Here is an 18,710-nt window from a genome sequence, read left to right on the forward strand (position 1 = left end):
CGGTTTCGATGATGGCGTGGCGGCGGTGGGTGAGTTCGGCGGTGACGGTGTCGTCGGTGGTGTTGGTGAAAAACGAGTGGTACCGCCAGGCGGGCATCAGGGTGTCGGTGCCGGCGGGGTGGTGGGCTGTGACCCGGCGCACGATCAGGCGGGCGGTGACCGGCTGGGTGGAGTCCGGTTGCACGGTGTAGGTGGTTTCGGCGACTTCGGCATCAGAGATCAGTTCGCCGGTGTCGGGGTCGGTGACCGCCCCGGGATAGTGCACCGGGGTCCAGGCGTCGTCGCCGATCGCGGTGATGGCGCGGGTGATCGCGGTGTTGGTGCGCAGGACCAGCGAGAACGTCGCTGCGAGGCGTTGGCAGGTGCGCATCACCGCGGCGGTGCCATAGGCGGCGTCGCCGCGGACGGTGATCTCCCCGCTCGCCCCACAGCGGCGTGCGGTGGTCAGGGTTTCAGCGATCATTCTCGCTGCCCCGCTCCCGGAAGCGGTGCGCCCGGCGCGTAGCCAGGCGTTGGCGATCACCGGTTGATGCCCGGCTGCGGACAGGGTGGTGACCTGCGGGGACAACCCTTTGCGCAGGAGTTCACGCCCGGCGATTTTGGCGTGCCCGTAGGAGCCGCCTTCTTTCTGGTAGCCGTAGACCGGGCGTAGTAGCGAGTCAATGTCGACAAATACCCGGGACCCGTCGGTGGGCAGCAGGTCCGCGGTGGCGCACATCGCCGGCAAGGTGTGGGTCATCACGGCGTTGAGTTGCCGGGCGTGGCCGGGGGTGAACTCGCGCAGCGTTTGTCCGATCGTGGCTGGGGCGTACACGCGGTCGAACAGGCGGGTGTGCCCACCGCTGCGCACCATTCCGAGGTCGTCGATACTGTCAGCGCCGCAACACAATCCGCCGATCACGGTCAATAGTTTCGCATTGAGGTTGGCCCCGGCGGAGGCGACCTGGGTGGTGCCGAGATCGACCCGGTCGCCCAGCGATGCGGCCAACCCGGTCGACTCAGCCACCGCCATGACCGGTACCAGTCCGGCGTGCGACACCAGGTTGTTGTCGTCGAACATGGCGGACGTGGCGGAGAACGTGTGCGATACTTTCACTGAAAGTGCCTTCTGAGCTGGAATGTTTTGTTGTCTCAACACCACCAATCATTCCAGCTCAGAGGGCATTTTCACGTTATCGACACCCCGCACCCGTCCACGGATCCAGGCTCAGGGAGCGGTGGTTGGCCGCGCCGTCCGCAAGCTCCGGGCGCTCCCTGAGCTGAGGAGCGGGGGGCAGGTCGTTCCTTCGGATCAGGGAGCAGGGGTTGTCCGCTTCTCTCGGATCAGGACGCAGCCCGGGCCACGATGAGCGGCACGAGTTGCTCGGCGGTGGTCCAGGCGCCGTGGTGGCCGAGCATCATCGACTCCATCGTCTCGCGCTTGCTGCGGGTGAGGGTGGTGGCGCCGCGGGCCACCGCGACGACGTCGCCGATGCGTTGTGCCACAGCGTCACTGACGATCGGTCCGAACCACTCTTCGTCGATGGTCTGCTCGCGCGAGACCACGTGCGCGGCGTCGCCGAGATACGACGCCCAGCCGCTCAGCACGTCGTCGGCCGATCCCGGTGTCGCGTAGACGTGCCGGACCCGCGCCTCGCCGGCCACCGCGTCGACTCCGTCGAGCAGGGCGGGGGCGGTGTCGATGTCGATCGCCCGGTCGGCGGTGATCATCCCGTGGTCACCGGTGACGAGAAGGGTTGCGCCATCGCCCAGTTCGGAGGCGAGGTCGGCGACCAGCCGTTCGACGATGCGCAGTTTCTCCAGCCACTCCGCCGACCCCGGGCCGTGGATGTGGCCCGCCATGTCGAGCTCGCTGTAGTAGGCGTACACGAAACGCCGATGCCGACTCCGGCGCCGCAGGGTGGTCAGCACGGCGTCGCGGATGCCGTCGGGCGTCACGGCGGGCAGGAACTGTCCCGACGCGCGGAAGGCCGCCATCGTCAGGCCGGTTCCGCGGAACTCGCCGGGCATGACATAGGTGACCCGGACACCCTTTGCGGCAAGTTCTTCGAGACTCCCTCGCTCGGTGCGGACGAGGGCCGGGGGATACGTCATCAACGCCGACGGTCCGGAGGCGTCGTCGAGGGTCCAGCGCAGCGAGTTGAGCACTCGTCGTGACCCGCGCGTTCGGCATTCGTCACCCGGGCGGAAGCTGTACCCGATGATCCCGTGCACTCCGCACGACGTGCCGCCCGTCAGGCTCAGGATGCTGGTCGCGGTGGTCGCCGGAAACCCGGCACGCAGCGTCGTCGAGGTCAGTTCCCTGAGCGTGGGGGCATGCTCGGCGTAGTCGTCCAGCAGGGTCGCGCCCAGGCCGTCGATGAGCAGCAGCACCACCGACTCGCTCGGTGGGACAACGGGTCCCGCACCCTCGGACGCGATTCCGAGTGCACCCGCCACCGTCGGCAACACGTCGGCGAGCGTGTGCGGATATCCGTGCCAGTCTGCCGGGGCCAGCTCCAGCGGACCCGCCATTTCAGTCACCGCGCCCCCGAACCGGTCGGTCCGAACACATAGTGTCCCGACCGCAGGAACCGGACCGCCCGACGCGCGTCTCCCTCGACGAGCAACGGCGACAACGCATCTCGCAGCGCGATGCGCCACCGTGCGGCGTCGAGCGGCGCGCTGACCCGCATCGACTCGACGTCACGCGGAACCTCGACAACGGCGCCGGCATCAGGGGTGATGCGCTCGTGGTGCGCGACGGGATGGGATGGTTGTTCGACGTCGATGACCGACACGGCCCCATCGGCGAGCGCCTCGTCCACCGACTCCACCGACCCCTCCGACCTCGACGACCCGTCCGGCGCCGACGGCGCGGCGGACTTCAGGTCCCACGCCACCAACACCCGGTCGGAGTCGGCGTCGCCGCCCAGCTCGTCACCGAGTTCGCCGTAGAAATCCTCGTAGTAGTGCACGGGCGTCGCACCGAGCTTCGCGAGGTTGAAGTAGGCGTTCCGGGCGACCAGGGGATCGAAGGTCCAGGTGATCGTCGACAGTCCGCGCTCCAACGCCCAGCGACGCTGGTGCATCTTCAGCGCATGACCCACCTGGTGGCCACGGCCGCGGCGGGTGACCCCGGTGATGTGGCTGTGCAGGGTCTCGCCGACCGGTGCGCCGAAGAACGCCACGCTCCCGCCCGCGAGGTGGTCGCCGATGAAGGCGCCGGCCACGTAGTTGCCGGCGTGACTGAGCGCCCGCAGCATGTCGGTCCCCACGGGTCGGTTCGTCGGATCGGGCCGCCACACGTCGTCGAAGATCCGTAGGAGGTCCTCGAGCTCGTCGGGCGACGACAGTTCACGAACCTCCACACCGAGGGTTGCATCCGACATGGGGTCGATTCTGTCATCGCCCGGCGACACCGTGGTCGGGGTTCGTTGAGCCCGATCTAGGATGAGCCCCATGTCCCGCACCGCCCGACCGTCCGACGCGTTCGCACGCGTCGCTGCGGCCGGTGTGGTTCCCGCGGTGGCGGTCGCCGCGCACGGTGCGGCGAGTGGGGCGATGCCGAGTTCGTCGGGCGTCCTGCTGAGCGCCGCGATCGGCGTGGTCGCGTCGCTGCTGCTCGCGCCGCGCCGGGGACGGCTCACGACGGCGGCGGCGTCGACCACGCTGGTCCTGTCCGCTGCCCAGGCGGCGAGTCACTGGTCTCTCGCGCTCGACGCGGGGCACGCAGCCCACGACACCTCGACGCTGCCGATGCTCCTCACCCACCTGGTGGCGATCCCGCTCAGCGCGGTCGGAATCGTCGCCGGTGCCCACCTCCTGGCGTCGATCGGCTCGGTGATCCGATCGCTGGTGCCACCGGTCGCCGTCGCAGCACATCCGGCCGCTCCGGTGTTCTGGACGCCGCCTTGTGTTCCGGTCGCACCCGCGTTGTGCGGCACCGGTGTTCGCGGACCACCCGACGGCTCCTGACGCCGCCCGGGCCCCAGACCAGAACGGTGTGGGGTCGACGCGCGCGTCCACGAGGACCGGTCCCGACACCATCGAAAGACACAATCCATGAAGCTCAGTTCCCCGCGGGCGACGATCGCCCGCCGCATCACCGCGCCCGCCGCCGCCGTCGCCCTCGTCGGCCTCGCCTCCTTCGCGGGTGCGGGTGCCGCGTCGGCGCACGTCACCGCCAACGCGCCGACGGTCACCCAGGGCGGGTACGGCGTCGTCACCTTCGTCGTCCCCAACGAGTCCGACGCCGCCGCCACGACCGCGCTGCGGGTGACGCTGCCCGGGCTGACCTCGGCCCGCCCGGAGGTGATGCCCGGCTGGAAGTCCGTCGTCACCAAGAAGGACGACAAGGTCACCGAGATCACCTGGACCGCCGATCCGGGATCACCGGGGGTGCCGGTCGGGCAGTTCGGCCAGTTCCGGTTCTCCGGCGGACCGTTCCCCGAGCAGGAGACCGTCGAACTCCCCGCGCTGCAGACCTACGCCGACGGTGAGACCGCCGACTGGAACCAGCCGACCCCCGACGACGGCTCCGAGCCGGAGCTGCCCGCACCGACGCTGACCCTGCCCCCGGCCACGGGCGACGGGCATCACGGCGGCTCGCACGCCGCCTCGACGACGGGCACCGCCGACGCTTCGGACACCTCCGAGTCGTCGGCATCGTCTGAGGACTCCGCCGCGCGCTGGCTCGGTGGGATCGGCTTGGTGGTCGGCACTCTCGGCGCGGTCATCGGCGTCGCGGCGCTGACAGCGCTGCGGCGCAACGGTCGTGGCGGCGGCGATGTCTGACCGTCGCGCGCCGGTTCGACGCGTCGTCCTGGTCCTCGCGACGCTGCTGTGTCTCGGGCTCGTCGGAACGTGGGCGGCGGCCCCGGCGTCGGCGCACTCGCGGCTGGTGTCCTCCGACCCCGCCGAGGGGGCGACGCTGCAGACCGGTCCGCAGACCGTGATGCTGACCTTCAACGAGCCGATCCAGTCGTCGTACGCCGTGCTCAACGTCGTCGGACCCGACGACCACTACTGGCAGAACGGCGACCCGACGGTCGATGGCCCCAACCTGCGTGTCGGGGTGCGCGAACTCGGTCCGGCCGGCGAGTACGTCGTCAACTACCGGGTGACCTCGGCCGATGGGCACGTCATCAGCGGACAGCGCACGTTCGAGCTCGCGGTCGCCGGCAACGGTGAACCCGGCCCGGCGATCGAAGCGGTCGATGCGTCGTCGGACGAGGGAATCCCGGTGTGGTGGTTCATCGCCGGCGCCGCCGTCGTCCTGATCGTCGGACTCGGCGTCGTGTTCTGGCTGAGCCGGCGACCCTCGACGCGGCGCTGACACCAGATGACCGTCCGCAACGGGTTGATCCTCGCGATGACCCTGGCCGGCGGTCTCGTGGTGAGCTGGTTGCTCGCCCGTCCCGACGGTCCGGATCTGGTCGCCGTGCCCACGACCCTCGCACTCGGTGTCTCCGTAATGCTGCTCGGCCTGGGGGCACTGTCGACGGTCGACGCCGAGCCCTCGAGCCGGGTGATCGGCCTGCTGGCCGGGGTGTGGGTGTTGGCCGTGCTGGTCAGCGCCTGGGTGCGGACCGCCGATCGGGCGGGTGTCGAGGTGCTCGACGTCAAGGCCGGCGACTTCGGCGACGTGCTGTTCTCGGGTGCGCCCGAGATGGTGGCGCTGGTGGCCGGGGTCCTGATCCTCGCGTGGGTGGTGCTGGACCTGCTGACCGGGATCGAGATCCCGGTGCTCGTGGTCGGAGCGCTCGCGGCGATCGGGGTGCTGGCCACCTCGATCGCCGGGCACGCCGGCAACGACTCGTGGGGGCCGTTCCTCATCGGTGCCCACGCGCTGGCCGCGGCCTGGTGGTGCGGACTGCTCGCGGCGATGTTGCTCTCGGTGCGCGGCCGGTCGGGGTGGGCGCGCAGTCTGCCGGTCTTCTCCGGCCGCGCACCCTGGGCCGTCGGGGTCCTCACGGTGACCGGCCTGATCTCCGGCCTGATCGAGGTCGACGGTCCGGCGAACTTGGTGAGCAGCGGTTACGGCCGAATCCTGCTTGCCAAGGCCGCAGTCCTCGCGATCCTCGTGGGTCTCGCCGCCTGGCACCGACGACGCTGGCTACCGGCCGTGCAGCGGCATCGCAGCAGCGAGCCCGCCTCCGTGCGCGCGGCTGTCGTCGAACTGGCGATCATGGCCGTGGCGCTGGGCCTCGCGGCCGGCCTGTCGGCGACCGCGCCGCTCTGAGCTGGAGCGTCTCCCTCGGCTCCCTTTCCGCTGGTCGAGAGGGCGACCTTTCCCGCTGGTCGAGAAGGTGACCTTTCCCGCTGGTTGAGCCGGCTCCGAGCGTAGCGAGGCGCCGTGTCGAAGCCCCCTTACCCGCTGGTTGAGCCGGCTCCGAGCGCAGCGAGGCGCCGTGTCGAAGCCACTTTGCCGCGGGTCACCAGGTGGCCTCGACGGGCGCGGCGGCCTCGCTGCGCTCGTTCGACGCTGCTCGACCAGCGGGGTTGGATCGACCCTGCGCTACCCGCGGATCACTCGCCCATCGGCGGCCGCGATTGGTCCCACAGCGCGAGGAGTTCGTCGATGATGTCGGTCGCCATGTGCAGGGTGCTGAGGTGACTCTCGCCGGGCATCTCGAACAGCTTCGCGTCGGGGAGTAGCGAGACCATGTGCTCGCCGTGGGCGTACGGGATGATGTGGTCGGCGTCGCCGTGCCACCAGCGCACGGGCACCCTGACGTCGCCGACACGGAAGCCCCAGTCCCGCGCGAAGACGACGACGTCGGCGAATGGCGCGTTCATGCGTCGGCTTCCGCCGTGGAGCAGGTCGTCGAGGAACATGGCCCGGAACTCGGGGCGCGCCAACAGTTCTCGGTCCGCCTGCGGGGACAGTCGACCGTAGATGGAGATCGCTGGTTCGGCGATCGGCCGGGCGAAGCCGAGGGCGACGCTCAGCACCTGGCCGATCGGCGCGCCGGCCACGCTGACGAGCGGTGCGAGCAGCGTGCCGAGCCGCATGGCCCCGCCCTCTATGCGGTCGGGTCCGACCGTCGGCGCGACACCGCCGAGGATGCCCGCCGCCGTCACCCGGTCGGGCATGGCGTGGGCGACCCCGAGTGCGTACGGTCCGCCGCCCGACAGCCCGATGATCGCGAAGTCGTCGATGCCCAGGGCCTCGAGGACCTCGGCGAGGTCGGGTGCGAAGGCCGCGACGTTGTCGTACCGATGCGGGCTCGACGACCCCACGCCCGGCCGATCGAGCCCGATGAGGCGGATTCCGCGTTCGAGCGCGTACGCACGCGCTTCGACGGGGATCTGGCGCCGGGCGCCGGGGGTGCCGTGTAACCAGACGATCGCCCGTCCGGTGGCCGATCCGTACTCGGCGAATCCGATCCGACGATCACCGTCGGCGACGGCGATCGACCCCTCGATTTTCGGACGGGCGATGTCGATCATGTGATCAGCATCTCACGTACCGTTGGTGGCGTGATCCCCGAGTTCGTTCACGGCACCGCGCGCGCCATCCGCCACGTGTTCACCCCGTACCCGGCTCGGGACATCCCGGAGGGCCGGATGGTCGACCTCCCGGGGCGCGGGCGAGCGTTCGTCACCGACTCGGGCCCGCGCGACGCACCCGCCGTCTTCCTCCTGCATTCGGTGCTCACCACCGGGTTGCTCTGCTGGTACCCGACGATCCCGGCGATCAACGACCGCTATCGCGTCATCACTTTGGACGCGCGCTGGCACGGCCGCGGCATCGAGTCCGACACCTTCGACCTCCGTGACTGCGCCGACGACGTCGTCGCCCTCGCCGATGTCCTGGGTATCGACCGGTTCACGGTCGCCGGGTTCTCGATGGGCGGCGGCATCGCCCAGCTGGTGTGGCGTCGCCACCCGGAACGTGTCGCCGGTCTGGTGCTCTGTTCGACCGGGCCGTACTTCAGCACGCACGATCCCCGGCACCGCGCGTCGTCGGAACGCATGGGACGCATCCTCCGCCCCGTCTACCGCATCCTGCCGCGGGTGTCCGAGAAGAGTCTGAACAAGACGACCTCACACACCTCGATCTGGGCCCTTCGACAGTTCTTCTCGACGCCGCTGTCGCACCTCGGTGACTTCGGAAACGGGCTGGGGGACTTCGACTCTCGCGACTGGCTCCGCGAGGTCGACGTCCCGACTGCCGTCGTCGTCTCCATCCGCGACCGAGTCGTCGAGCCCGAACGGCAGCAGCTGCTGATCGACGGCATCCCCGGCGCACAGCGCTTCGAGGTCGACGGCGGTCACGCCTGCTGCGTCCTCGGCGCGCGCTATTTCATCCCGCCCTTCGCCGAGGCACTCGACGCGGTGGTGCCCCGCGATCGAGCGTCGGCGGCGGCTCGCTGACAGAGCCGCCGTTCACACTGTGGAGTTGTCAAGGGACGGATGCGGTACCGGCCTTAGCCGGGTGCGGAATGTGCTTCGCGAAAGTCTGTTGGTCTCTGGCGGGGTGTGGTCAGGCGGCGTCGTCGAGTCGCATGGTGCGTCGGTTGTAGGCGGGTAGCGGTCGGCGTTGCGGATCGATCGACACGGGCGGTACAAGCCAGGGGTGGCGGTCGAAACCCATCACGATGTCCCAGCCGTGGTGGTGGACCTGTGTGTGGCAGCGTTGGCAGAGCAGGCAGCCGTTGTCGAGATCGGTGGGTCCGCCGTCGGCCCATGACCGGATGTGGTGGACCTGGGTATGTGACGGTGGTGCACCGCATTTGATGCAGCAGGTGTCACGCACGATGATCGCTTTGCGGAGGTGTGCCGGATACAACCGGCGGGTGTGACCCATCTGCAGCGGTACGCCCTCACTGTCGAGGATGATCTCCGTCAGCGAGCCGTCGCACGCTGCTTGTTTCGCGGTCACTCGGCTGACTGTTCCGGTCCACGGGAGTGTTGCCGGGTCTCCGGTGGCGGGGATGGTCAGCATCAGTTGCGTGCGGGGGCTTCCGACGGTATCTATGGTCGCGCCGATGGCAGCTTGGTCGAGGATGAGCTCGAACGCATCAGCGCGCCGCTGCTCCGCGGTACGCCGATCTTCGGAGCCGTCGGGTTCGGGCCGTGGACACGAGCGTTCGTCGACCATCGCCAGGAACTTCTCGCCCACGACCTGGGTGAGGTCGGCGCGGATTTCGACGCGGCCGTCGTCGGTGGTGTGGGCGTTGACCGCGTTCAGCGATGGGTCGTCGGCGGCGGGGAGGCCCGCCTCGGTGGCACAAACCAGTGTGTTGGCGACGGCTCGGGCGGACTTGAGCACTTCTGTCGGTGTCGCGCCGGATAGTGCTTGGGCGATGAGTTCGAGCTCATATCGTGAGCGCGCGTCGTCAGAAAGCACTTCCCCGCAACGTTTATCGATCTCGTTCATCCCGCGGACGACGGCATCGACCATCTCGCTGGTCAGTCGCCCGTCGGAGGCATGTCGGGCCAGAGCTGGAAGCGCAGGCAGGGCGTCGACACTGCGCATGGTGCGAAGAGCAGCAGCCGGCGCATGTCCTGTCTCGATCAGCAGCTTCTTGGTGGTGCTGCCGGTCTTCTGTGCGACGCCGAGGTCGTCGAGTCGCGCTGTGTGGGTGACGATCTGATGGGCAACGACGTTGCCGATCAGTCGCAGCATGTTCAACGCGTCGAATGTCGACTCGCCGGTGGGGTCGTCGGCGGGCGGGGTCGTCTCGATGAGTTGGTCGAGGAGGGCTTCGAGCTCGGGCATGACTCCAAGTTACAGGAACATATGTTCGATGACGAGACTTTTCCACAGGTGGAGACCCACGAATTCGTCGACTGTGCATCGTATTTCGTCGACTGTGCGTCGATGTTCGTCGACAGTGGTGAACTGCAGTCACGGCCGTTTCGCGATCTCGCACCGAATGGGCGCCCGCCGGGCCCTCGTCGGTGGGACCGGCCCGGTGTGGGCGAGCACCCGCCTGATCGTCAGGTCGAGAGTCGACGCACCGAGAGCGCGCGCCGTCGAGGCACGCGATGCGGTGGTCGCGGCGTCGGCGGATGTAGTCCCACCCATCGTGACCGGCGGCCGATTCGGAGATCCGAGTGCACCCGACAGTCCTGTTGCGACGACCAATCAACAACCGTTGTTTGTCAGTCGTCATAGACGTCAACGGTGGGCAAGGGACTCTCCACCGCCTGTTGCGAACCCACAGGTAGAGCTTGTTAATCACTGTGCCACAACACAATTCGCTAACTTACTTGGACGGCCGACCAAGTCCGCGTCCTGTCGTGTCAACAACAAAACTGAGACATGATCCGGCGATGGCGCACTGGCGATATCGGTCGTAGACACGCAGCTCGTGGACGTCAGAGCTAGCCAGTGTGCGCAGTTCAGCGGCATTTATGTCTCGATTCGCCGTCACTGACCGAGATCCCCGGAAAGGCCGGGTGTCCTTCGTCCGGACGGACTAGCCGGATCTGTGATGGTCAATCAACTTTCTTTTTAGCGTTATGGTTTCTCTAGTTCGCGATTCGGGATGTCAGGGGGCGGCCCCGCGGGGTTGACACCGACTCGTGTTCGGCGCCGGAGCCCGATGCTCAGGTGCCGGCCTGGGGAGGGCTCATGACTATTCTTGATCACGTTGGCACTGCGTCACCGCCGGATGCGGTGGACGCCGGCGCAGGTGCGCCGACGCCGCACGACACCGGCCGCCGCTCCTAGCGGCAAGTCCTGACCGCGCCGCGCGAGATGTCGATGGGCGCCCGGTACGCGTCGACGATCGGTGCGGGCATGCTGGCGTTCGCGCCGGCCATCGCTGCCGAGTTCGACGCGCTTCGCCAGGGGTCGCCGACGGCATACCTGCTGTTCGTACCCCTGTGGTGTCTGATGATCGCCTTCGGTCTCGACGTCTCGTCACGGGGCCGTGAGATCGGTGACGGCGAGTTCGACCGCATCCTGGTCGTCGTCGTGGGCGGCGCGCTCGGACTGACGGCGGCCCTGGTCATCCCGCGGATTCCGGCCGTCGCGGCGTTCTGGCACGCCGATCTGATCCCGCTCCTCATCTGGGTGTTCGCGGCGTCGATCGTGGTCTTCGGGATCCGACGCGTCGTCCGCGATTACCTCATCTGGTTGTTCCTGCTGACCTGCTTTCCGCCGAACTACCTGCTGATGGGGCAGGTGCTCGGCGGCACCACCGTCGCCTTCGGCGCGTTGTCCGTGGCGATTGCCCTCGTCGTGACGTACATGGCGCTGCGTCGGCACCCGCGGGTCGCCCTCGCCACCGCGGCGCTGTCCGGCGTCGGCGGCGCGGTGCTGGTTGCGGTACTCCACGACATCCCGGTCCTGGCCTACACGGTTCCCGCCGGTGCGGTGACCGCGATCGCGATCGTCGTACGACTCCGGTTCGGCAGAACGGGCTCGGCACGCGCCGGCCTCCCGAAGCAGTCCATCGCCACCCTCGCGTCGGCCTGGTTGGTGGCACTGGTGATCCTGGCGGTCACCCCGTTTGCCCCGGAATCGCCGAAACCCGTTGTGTCACCGCCCATCGGCGAGGAGTGGCTCGAGCAGTTGCGGACGCTCGGTATCGGGATCACCGAGCCCGAGGTGTTCGACTGGGGTCCACGGGTCATGGGGTCCGACGGTGACGTGCGTCGGTACCGCGTCACGACGGGGCAGACCGGTCCCGAGAACAGGCCGCTGTCCACCGCCTATCTCGACGTGTTCTCCACCGCGGATCTGGGCCGCTTCTCCAGTTACCGCCGTGGTCTCTGGTACGAGACGGTGCCGCCGGCGACGATCCACTCGACTCCCGCCTCCTCGGACGGCCGACACACCCGGCTCGGCAGCATCGCCAACACACTGGAGTCGGTCCGCACCTCGGATCAAACACTGTGGACCGGTCGATTCTGGGGTTGGCGAGTTCCCACGCCGGCCGGTGAGCGCTACATCGCCGTCTACCTGATGGCCGCGCGTGATCAGCCGGGATCGTCGAACGTCGCGGAGCCGAAGCCGCCCAGCTATGCCACCACCGTCGCCGAACCCATCAGTTGGCTCATCCGCGGTGGCGACGACACCCCGGACCCCGTCGACGACTCCGACCTCGATGTCGCGCTGACCGATCTCGCGTGGTCGATGATCGACGCCGTCGAACGACCAACTCGGTGACCACCCCCGACGCGGGACCGGTCACCGACGCGCGGCATGTCTCAACCCTGTCGGCACGACATCCGTTGAGCCGCAGGCAGCGTCTCGGCCTCGTCGTGCTCGCGATCGTGACCGCGGCAGCGTTCCTCCTGACCTGGCGGGTCTCGCTCGCGGTCATCTTGAGCATCTGTGCCGTGTACTTCCTGGTCTCGAGCGTCGACAAGTTCGTGCTCGTCACCCGCGGCATGTCCGGCAGGGGAGTGCTGAGGGTGTCCGACGACGACGCACGCGCGATTCCTGACGCCGACCTGCCGGTCTACACCGTGCTGTTGCCGGTCTACGGCGAACCCGAGATCGTCGCCAACCTCGTCGCCGGTGTCGGCAAGATCGACTATCCCGCAGACAAACTCGACATCCTGCTGGTCCTGGAAGAAGACGACCACGAGACCCGGGCGGCGGTCGAGCACGCCGATCTGGACGGGATCACCACTGTGCTGGTCCCGCCGAGCGAGCCGCGGACCAAACCCAAAGCGTGCAACGTCGCGTGAGTCTGCCATCGGAACGCAGCGACATCGTCACCATCTACGACGCTGAAGACATCCCTGATCCGCTGCAATTGCGCAGAGCGGCAGCCGTCTTCGCCGCGAGTCCGCCCGAGGTCGGCTCGGTGCAGGCGCGTCTCGGCTATTACAACGAGCGCGAGAATCTCCTGACCCGGTGGTTCGCCATCGAGTACGACCAGTGGTTCTCCTACATGCTGCCCGCACTCAGTGCGTCGAAGTGTGTGATCCCGCTCGGCGGGACGTCGAACCACATCCGCACCGACGTGCTGCGGGAGGTCGGCGGATGGGATGCGTACAACGTCACCGAGGACGCCGATCTCGGAATCCGGCTGGCGCGCTATGGGTATCGCACGGTCGTCCTGGACTCGCTCACCGGTGAAGAGGCGAACGCCGACGTCGTGAACTGGGTGCGGCAGCGTTCGCGTTGGTACAAGGGCTATCTACAGACCTTTCTGGTGCACACCCGTCACCCGGTCGAGATGGTCCGCGAACTCGGACTCGTTCCGGCCCTGAGGATCTCGAACCTGACCGCGGGCATGCCGATCGCCAACACCCTCAACCTGCTGTTCTGGACGCTGCTGCTGATCTGGTTCGCAGGCAAGCCCGACTTCATGCACTCCCTGTTCCCGGGGCCCATCTACTACCTGTGCGTCCTGATGTTCACCGTCGGGAACCTGGCGACCATCATGCTGGGCGTCGTGTCGACCCGCACCCTCGGGAAGCCCTACCTACTCGGCGCCGCGCTGCTCGTGCCCGGTTACTGGTTCCTTCAGTCCATGGCTGCGATCAAGAGCATGGCGCAGCTCATCTACAAGCCCTCCTACTGGGAAAAGACCGTGCACGGGCTCTCGGCCATGCCCGGTGTGTCCCGACCCCCGAAAGGTCCTGAGAATGCCTAGTAACAGTTCTGCTCGACTGCGTCGCACGCTGGGGGTGGTCCTGGCGGCGCTGATCATCGGCGTAGGGGTTGCGGCGCCGGCCGCTGCAGCCCCGGGCGATGGAACGACGACGCTCGACTGGCGGCAGCTCGGCATGGGGACATCGGTGACCATCGACGGCGCCGACGTCCCGGCCGGCGTGAGCATTCCGGTACCCCAGGGCATGTCCCCGACGACGCTCACCGGAGTGGTGGCGACAGCGACCAACGTCACCGACGCCTTCATCCAGGTGGCCCGCACCGATGGCACGATCATCGGCACCATCCTGGTGCCGCGTTTCGGTCCGCGGCAGCTCAGTACCCCGTTCAGCGTGCCGCTGAGTGCGGTGCCGGTGGGCGACAACGGTCGTGCCGACCTCCGCCTGACTCTTCGTAACGGCACCGACGACTCGGTGTGTGGTCCGGTCCCGGATGTCACGCTGACCAACCTGAACGTCGGGTTCCGTGGTGTCGCGTCGGTTCCGGACACCATCCAGGACTTCTTCGGCACGGTGGTCAACCGGGTGACTGTGCACACCCCGGTTGATCCGAGTCCCGCTGCGGCACAGACCACCCTCGGCGTCGTCGCTGCGATAGCGGATCATTACCGCCCGCAACGTGTGTCGATCGACGTGGTCGAGTCGGCCGATGCGCGGGTGCCGCGTTCGGCAGGTCCGCTCGACCGTGTGGTGGTCGTCCGTGAGGAGGGCGGACCCGGAGGCGTCCGCGTCGAGCGCGCCGGACAGCCCGGTGCCGCTCTGGTGATCAGTGGCGACCAGGATTCACTACCCGAGCAGGTTGCGCTGTTCCGCGACGGATTGACCGACCTCGCTCAGACATCCTCAGCAGCAGTCGAATCCGCCGGCGATCGCACAGTGCAGGGTTCGGACTCGGTGACCTTCGGTGAGTTCTCCGACCGCCTGTCGGTGGAGGCCCTCGGAACCGCCACGCTGATACCGGGATTCGATCCGACGATCCTGGCGTTGGGGCGTCCCGGAGCGGTCGACGTCGCGTTGAAGGCGCGATACACCCCGGTCCGCGACAATGAGCGCGCCAACGTGATGGCACTCAGCGGAGGTGAGATCCTGCAGACGAGCGCACTGAACTCCTCTGGTGTGTTGGACACCGAGTTCACGATCCCGGCCGCGCAGGTGGCGGCGAATGAGCCGTTGGAGTTCCGGGTGTCCTACGAGCCGGCGCCGGGAGCGTGTTCGCCCCACAGCGTTCCGCTCACATTCCAGATCGATCCGTCGTCGACGGCTTCGTCGAGCACGACACCGGTTCGCATGGGCGGATTCTCGTCGGTGCCGTTGGGCTGGCAGCCGACCGTTCAGGTCGCGCTGGACAACACCAACCCTGCGCAACTCGACGCCGCCGCCGAACTGATCGCCTCGATCCAGCGGAGTTCGGCCACCGCCCTGTCACCGGTGCTGGTGCCGCTCGATCAGGCGATCGCGAGCAACACCGGCGCCCTGGTCGTGGCCTCCGCCGCGAACGCACGCCCGCTGAATCCGCCGATCAACACCGAGGACTCGTCGACGTTGGTGGATCTGTCCGCCCAGGTTCGACTCGCAATTCCGGAAGGGCTGGGGACCATCCAGGCGTTCTCGCAGAACTCGCGCACCGTCGTGCTGGTGAGTACCTCGGGGTCGTGGAGTCTGGTCGACCCGCTGTTCGCTTATCTCGATGCACAGCAAGGGGACCTGGCCAACCTGCGCGGGGACGTCCTGGTGGCCGGCGGCGCTGGACAGGCCGAACTGATGACGGTGCGGGCCGACGGTCCGCGTACCGAGGTCGATCAGGTCGGCACCAGCTGGGTGGTCTGGTTGGGTGTCAGCGTTGCAGTGGTTGTGGTCGGTGTCCTGGTGGCGGTCGCAGTGATGTTGTACCGCCGACGATTCGGTGGCTCGGACGCTGACGGACCCGCAGATTCATGACCCTCACGCTGCGTGGTGATGCGGCGACGCCGGCGGCGGGCCTCGTGCCGCTGCCGGCGGGGAGTCGCAGCCGACTCACCCGGTCGCAGTGGTGGGGGATCGGCCTGTTCGGCGGTCTGGCTGCCGGTTATCTGGCAGTCGGCGCGTACCTGTATCTCGTTGTCGGATACATCAATCCCGATGCCAGTAGTCGAATGGGCAACGCCGGATTCACCATCTGGAGTCGAGATCCTCACCTGGGTGCGATCGGGTTCGTGTGGAATCCGCTACCGAGCCTGGTCGAGATCCCGCTGGTCGAGTTGTCGTCACGCTGGCCGCTGAGTCTGTGGCCGGAGTTGCGTCGAGTGGGCTTCGCCGGCGCCGTGATGAGTGCCCTGTTCATGGCGGGTGCCGGCTGGCAGGTCCGACGCATCGCGCTGGACTACGGATCCGGACGAGTGCTGCTGTGGATCGCGGTCACCGCGTTCGCGGTGAATCCGATGATCATCCTGTACGCGGGGATGGGGATGAGTGAAGCGCCGTTCCTGTTTTTCCTGCTGTGGACGTGTCGTCGAATTCTGCTGTGGCTGAACCGCTCACGGGTCCTCGATCTCGTTGTCGCCGGTGTGGCGTTGGGTCTCGCGTACCTGACGCGGTACGAGGCGCTGCCTGCGGCCGCAGGTGTCGCGGTCGGGGTGTTCGTGGTGTCGGCGTGGCGGCATCGGCCCGATGGCGTTCTGGGTCTCGACGGATGGCGGGTGGCGGCACCCTTCGGGGTACACGACGCAATTATCGTTGCGATGCCGGTAGCCTTCGCTTTCGTCGTCTGGGCGGGTCTCGGCTGGCTCCTCGACGGAAATGCGTTCTCGCAGTTCTCCTCCCAATACGGCAACTCCGCCCAGGTGGAGGCCGCCGGGATCGTGTCCGCCCAGGACGTCGGGACGGGGCCGTTGGCGGAGGTCATCCTCGGCAACCTCCTCGGCATGCAGCCTCTGCTGTTCGCGGTGCTGCCGATCGTGGCCTGGATCGCCGTCCGATTGCGACGGGTCGACGCCGCGGTGCCGGCAGTGGTGTTCGGCTCGGTTCTGCTGTTCCAGATGTCCGCGGTGATCCTTGGCTCGACCTTCGGCTGGTTCCGCTTCTACCTGGCGTCGACGCCGCTGATCGTCGTCGCGGTCCTCGTCGCGTGCGGGCCCGCCCTCCGTCTGCTCCCTGAGGTGCGAGGAGCGTTAGCGACGAGCCTCGAAGGGCGCCGCTCCTTGAGCAGCGACCGGAGCTTGCGGAGGTCGGACACCCGCCGCTCCTTGAGCAGCGACCGGAGCTTGCGGAGGTCGTGTGTCGAAAGGACAACCCTCACCACCCTCATGGCCCTGGTCCTCGCGACCTCGCTACCGGTGACCGCGTCGTCGATGCTGAACCCGGCACTGGGCAAGGAGGAGTACGGCCTGCGCTCGGCGTTCTGGCCGGACCGCTATCCGCCGTCGGACTTCTGGTTCTACTGGTTCGGTGACGTGTCGGGAAACGTGGCCGCATGGTTGGACGATCAGAACCTCCCCGAGGGCTCCGTCCTCGTCGATACTTTCGGGGTCTCGCGCGTCTGGCTGGAGTCCGAGCACCCCGAGCAGTTCGTCGTGCGCAGCGACTTCGATTTTTTCGCAAAGCTCAACCAGCCCGTGGAGCAGGGCGTGCAGTACATCCTGACGCAGCGACCGACGGGTTTGGGTTCGCTCGACGCCATCAACGTCCGGTATCCGACGCTGTGGGACGACGGTGCGGGGATCGCGACCGTCGCGATGACGGTGACGACGCCGACTGGCAAACCGCAGTTCCGGCTCTACCGGATCAAGGGATCGGGCTGATTGGTCCCTACGGGTTCACCCAGAAGGTGGCGGCGACCGTAGTGCTCAGGATGATGTTCTGCTGCGGGTAGTACTCGCCGGTAACGACCAGTTGGCCGGCTCCGGTGCGGATGGTGCTGCGGCGGTGGGGGTAGTCGTACGGAATCCAGCCGGCGGCTCCGGTCGTGAGATTGCGCCAATGCCAGCGGAATCCGTAGCCGAGGGGATACGGATAGATCTGGCCACGTCCGTAGAACACACGCGGCTGTACGACTCCGGCGCCGCCGATGCCCCAGACCAGCCCGGGTACCTGCACTGTGACCGAGTGGTCCAGCCTGGGATGGGGCGGCGGGGGCGAGGCGGTTGCCGTGGCCGAAGCCGACCACAGCGGCACAATGATCGCGAATGTGAGCATCAGCGAGATGATCGCGCGACGTCCCCCGCTGGTTGAGCTTGTCGAAGCCACTACGCCTGCAGCTCGAAAGCCTTCAGCACGGTCGTCGTCCAGATCTGCTGGCCGGCCGGGTTGGGGTTCACGGTGTCGCGCAGCAACGGTCGGAGCGCGGCGGAGTCGGCGGGGAAGGCGGAGTACACGTCGATGACCTGGATGCCCTCGGCGTCCATCGCGGACGCGTAGCCCTCCATGATCGCGTTCGTGGCGCCACCCTGCGCGGGACTCTGCTTGATCGCCACGAGCTCGGCGTTGGGGTACTTCTGACGCAACTCGGTGATGAGCGGCTCGAGCTGCTCGGCGAGCGGGGTGTTCGGGTCCTGGGTGTGGCCGAAATTGAGCAGGATCAGATTCGGCGTCACGTCCGGGGTGATCAGTTTGTCGAGATTCTCGAGCGCATAGTTCGCGTCTTTTCCGGAAGCGCTGCCGTTCCAGAAACCGATCGGGCCGTTCGGGCCGTCGCCGAGCCCGACCATGGCGCCGTAGTCATTGGTGGTGGCATTCCAGAATTTGGTTGCCATCGGGCGTTGGAGTTTCTGGCTGATCCTTGTCCCGAGGGCGGGGGCCCAGCCGTCCCGGGCGGCACCGGTCGAGTCGCCGAGAAGAACGATGGTCCGGGGCTCGGCCGGATTCGCTTCCGCGTCTTCGATGAATTCGAGGGTCGCCGGCTGCTCGAGGGGAGCCATGCTGGCCGGGGTCACACCCGCCGAAGATGTCGACGTCGGCGCGGTCCGATTGCTGGACACGATGAGTCCGACGATCAGGATCACCGCACAGACAACCATCACGATCCAGGCCCAGATGGGCGCGGAACCAAAAACGCGTTTCACAGCGTTCAACATCTACGTAATCTCCAACTCGATTGAGGCCCCCCAGCCAACGTTGTCACCATAGCGGGCGTTGATTCCGAGTGCGCGTGACGCCGAACCCGATGTGAT

Annotated in this window: 15 protein-coding genes and 1 pseudogene; 9 read left to right on the forward strand and 7 right to left on the reverse strand. The window is 67.7% G+C overall.

The annotated features are described in order from the left end of the window. The 3 genes from M4D77_RS07305 to M4D77_RS07315 form a co-directional block, all read right to left on the reverse strand. A partial coding sequence (locus M4D77_RS07305; RefSeq protein ID WP_259935893.1) for an IS1380 family transposase occupies positions 1-1,096 on the reverse strand: 1,096 nt, incomplete at its 3' end. 227 nt (positions 1,097-1,323) lie between these two features. After that, on the reverse strand, positions 1,324-2,514 hold the full coding sequence (locus M4D77_RS07310) for an alkaline phosphatase family protein (RefSeq protein WP_259935894.1): 1,191 nt from the start codon (positions 2,512-2,514) through the stop codon (positions 1,324-1,326). A 5-nt stretch (positions 2,515-2,519) separates the two neighbouring features. After that, on the reverse strand, positions 2,520-3,371 hold the full coding sequence (locus M4D77_RS07315) for a GNAT family N-acetyltransferase (RefSeq protein ID WP_259935895.1): 852 nt from the start codon (positions 3,369-3,371) through the stop codon (positions 2,520-2,522). A 70-nt stretch (positions 3,372-3,441) separates the two neighbouring features. Here M4D77_RS07315 and M4D77_RS07320 point away from each other — a divergent pair, with 70 nt between their 5' ends. The 4 genes from M4D77_RS07320 (at position 3,442) to M4D77_RS07335 (ending at position 6,223) form a co-directional block, all read left to right on the forward strand. Continuing rightward, entirely contained in the window at positions 3,442-3,957 is a 516-nt protein-coding gene (locus M4D77_RS07320) for a YtxH domain-containing protein (protein ID WP_259935896.1), read from the forward strand. Positions 3,958-4,044: 87 nt separating this feature from the next. Continuing rightward, positions 4,045-4,776: a YcnI family protein gene (locus tag M4D77_RS07325; RefSeq protein WP_259935897.1), complete on the forward strand. Its 732-nt coding sequence runs from the start codon at positions 4,045-4,047 to the stop codon at positions 4,774-4,776. Beyond that, on the forward strand, positions 4,769-5,317 hold the full coding sequence (locus tag M4D77_RS07330) for a copper resistance CopC family protein (RefSeq protein WP_259935898.1): 549 nt from the start codon (positions 4,769-4,771) through the stop codon (positions 5,315-5,317). Before M4D77_RS07325 ends, M4D77_RS07330 begins: the two co-directional genes overlap by 8 nt. A 6-nt stretch (positions 5,318-5,323) precedes the next feature. Further along, complete coding sequence (locus M4D77_RS07335) at positions 5,324-6,223, forward strand: copper resistance D family protein (protein ID WP_259935899.1); 900 nt, start codon at positions 5,324-5,326, stop codon at positions 6,221-6,223. Positions 6,224-6,510: 287 nt separating this feature from the next. Here the strand turns inward: M4D77_RS07335 and M4D77_RS07340 are convergent, their stop codons facing one another. Beyond that, positions 6,511-7,434 carry an alpha/beta fold hydrolase gene (locus M4D77_RS07340; protein ID WP_058253616.1) on the reverse strand — a complete coding sequence of 308 codons (924 nt, stop codon included), beginning with the start codon at positions 7,432-7,434 and terminating at the stop codon, positions 6,511-6,513. Positions 7,435-7,464: 30 nt separating this feature from the next. Here M4D77_RS07340 and M4D77_RS07345 point away from each other — a divergent pair, with 30 nt between their 5' ends. Next, positions 7,465-8,361, forward strand: coding sequence for an alpha/beta fold hydrolase (locus M4D77_RS07345; protein ID WP_259935900.1), 897 nt, complete (start codon positions 7,465-7,467; stop codon positions 8,359-8,361). Between the two features lie 109 nt (positions 8,362-8,470). Here M4D77_RS07345 and M4D77_RS07350 read toward each other — a convergent pair whose 3' ends face one another. Then, the gene (locus M4D77_RS07350; protein ID WP_259935901.1) at positions 8,471-9,709 is read right to left on the reverse strand and encodes an HNH endonuclease signature motif containing protein; all 1,239 of its coding nucleotides are present in this window, start codon (positions 9,707-9,709) and stop codon (positions 8,471-8,473) included. A gap of 990 nt (positions 9,710-10,699) precedes the next feature. On the opposite strand from M4D77_RS07350, the gene M4D77_RS07355 reads away from it, so the two are divergent. The 4 genes and pseudogenes from M4D77_RS07355 to M4D77_RS07375 all read left to right on the forward strand — a co-directional run bounded on the left by M4D77_RS07355 (position 10,700) and on the right by M4D77_RS07375 (position 17,342). Beyond that, the gene (locus tag M4D77_RS07355) at positions 10,700-12,109 is read left to right on the forward strand and encodes a hypothetical protein (protein WP_259935902.1); all 1,410 of its coding nucleotides are present in this window, start codon (positions 10,700-10,702) and stop codon (positions 12,107-12,109) included. Continuing rightward, positions 12,106-13,550: pseudogene (locus tag M4D77_RS23845) on the forward strand (glycosyltransferase family 2 protein). The gene M4D77_RS07355 and the pseudogene M4D77_RS23845 overlap by 4 nt, the downstream one beginning before the upstream one ends. Continuing rightward, the gene (locus M4D77_RS07370; protein ID WP_165630465.1) at positions 13,543-15,504 is read left to right on the forward strand and encodes a hypothetical protein; all 1,962 of its coding nucleotides are present in this window, start codon (positions 13,543-13,545) and stop codon (positions 15,502-15,504) included. The pseudogene M4D77_RS23845 and the gene M4D77_RS07370 overlap by 8 nt, the downstream one beginning before the upstream one ends. Continuing rightward, positions 15,501-17,342 (forward strand): glycosyltransferase family 39 protein, encoded by a 1,842-nt coding sequence (locus M4D77_RS07375; RefSeq protein ID WP_259935905.1) that lies wholly within the window; start codon positions 15,501-15,503, stop codon positions 17,340-17,342. Before M4D77_RS07370 ends, M4D77_RS07375 begins: the two co-directional genes overlap by 4 nt. Before the next feature lie 7 nt (positions 17,343-17,349). On the opposite strand, the gene M4D77_RS07380 is transcribed toward M4D77_RS07375, so the two are convergent. Both M4D77_RS07380 and M4D77_RS07385 read right to left on the reverse strand, forming a co-directional pair. Continuing rightward, positions 17,350-17,736 carry a hypothetical protein gene (locus M4D77_RS07380; protein ID WP_259935906.1) on the reverse strand — a complete coding sequence of 129 codons (387 nt, stop codon included), beginning with the start codon at positions 17,734-17,736 and terminating at the stop codon, positions 17,350-17,352. Positions 17,737-17,786: 50 nt separating this feature from the next. Continuing rightward, complete coding sequence (locus tag M4D77_RS07385) at positions 17,787-18,614, reverse strand: SGNH/GDSL hydrolase family protein (protein ID WP_165630463.1); 828 nt, start codon at positions 18,612-18,614, stop codon at positions 17,787-17,789. Positions 18,615-18,710: the final 96 nt, after the last annotated feature.

The organism is Gordonia sp. p3-SID1431 (assembly GCF_025143765.1).
GTDB lineage: Bacteria > Actinomycetota > Actinomycetes > Mycobacteriales > Mycobacteriaceae > Gordonia > Gordonia hongkongensis.